The organism is Novosphingobium umbonatum, assembly GCF_004005905.1.
GTDB lineage: Bacteria > Pseudomonadota > Alphaproteobacteria > Sphingomonadales > Sphingomonadaceae > Novosphingobium > Novosphingobium umbonatum.
The window spans coordinates 1-1,229 of sequence record NZ_SACO01000043.1 but is presented as its reverse complement, the minus strand read 5'-3'; the positions used below and the strand labels follow the sequence as shown (position 1 = coordinate 1,229).

The 1,229-nt window shown below is 57.5% G+C and carries 1 protein-coding gene; it reads right to left on the bottom strand.

All coding sequences use genetic code 11. The features are described 5' to 3' along the window. Positions 1-37: 37 nt before the first annotated feature. Positions 38-1,164 (bottom strand): IS3 family transposase gene (locus EOE18_RS18185; RefSeq protein WP_425464309.1). Its coding sequence is split into 2 segments (ribosomal slippage): positions 38-933 and positions 933-1,164, totalling 1,128 coding nucleotides; the frame shifts between segments, so codons are not numbered across the junction. Positions 1,165-1,229: the final 65 nt, after the last annotated feature.

Below are 1,229 nucleotides of genomic sequence, written 5' to 3'. Positions count from 1 at the left end.
TGGACTTGTAACGGCTTTGTGCCGGTCACCTATCTCACTATGCCACCTTGGCCTCGAATGCGAGGGGGCTGATGCCGCCCAGATATGAATGGCGCCTACGTGGGTTGTAGAAGCCGTTGATGTACTGGAAGATGGCGGTCTCGGCCTGACGCCTGGTTGGCCAGGTTTGGCGCCAGAGCACCTCGGCCTTCAGGCTTTTGAAGAAGGTTTCGACAGCCGCATTGTCGTAGCAATTACCTTTGCCCGACATCGAGGGCCGTAAACCGTGGGCCTGCAGCTTTTTCTGGAAGTCGTAAGAGCAATATTGGCTGCCGCGATCAGAATGGAAAATGCAGTCCTTGGGCGGTTGACGCAGGTTTATGGCCATTTCCAGCGCCCTGATTGCCAGGTCTTTCTTCATCCGATCGCTGACTGCCCAACCAACGACACGCCGACTGAACAGATCAATGACGACAGCCAGATAAAGCCAGCCCTCGGTGGTCCATATATAGCTGATATCGCCTGCCCATTTCTGGTTCGGCGCAGCGGCCAGGAAATCCCCGTCCAGCAAATTGGGGGCAACGCCAAGGTTGTGTTGGCTATCGGTGGTAACCTTGTGGCGACGGGTGCGAATGGGCCGTATCCCATTGATCTTCATGAGCCGTCCCACACGACGCTCGCCCACATCGAGACCCGCCTCTTTGAGCTCCATCGTCATCCGGGGCCGACCATAAGTACCGCGGCTCAGGGTGTATTGCTCGCGGATGTGCGCCAGCACCTTCAGATCTGTGCGATCGCGCTGGCAGGTCGGGCGTGACGCCCATACCCGATAGCCACGCGTAGACACCTGCAAGACCCGGCATAGGCCTTCAACCGGCCAGCGATCGCGGTGCTCATGAACGAACGCAAACCTCACGATTTTTGGCTCGCGAAGAACTGCGTTGCTTTTTTTAGAATGTCCCTCTCCTCCTTGAGGATACGGTTTTCCAGGCGCAGGCGCTCATTCTCACGGGCCAGATCGGCCTGTGGCTCCGCCACCAAATCTGTCGGGCGATAGTGAGCAATCCATTTGCCAAGCGTCGACTTGCCGACCCCCAAATCCGCGGCAACCCGCTCCCGTGACAGCCCGCTGGTCAGCGCGATCCGAACCGCCTCTCGCTTAAAATCTTCACTATGCTTCATCATCTCGTCGGTCTCCTGTTGCGAGCATAAAACGCTCAGGTGACCGGCACAAATCCGTTACAAGTCCA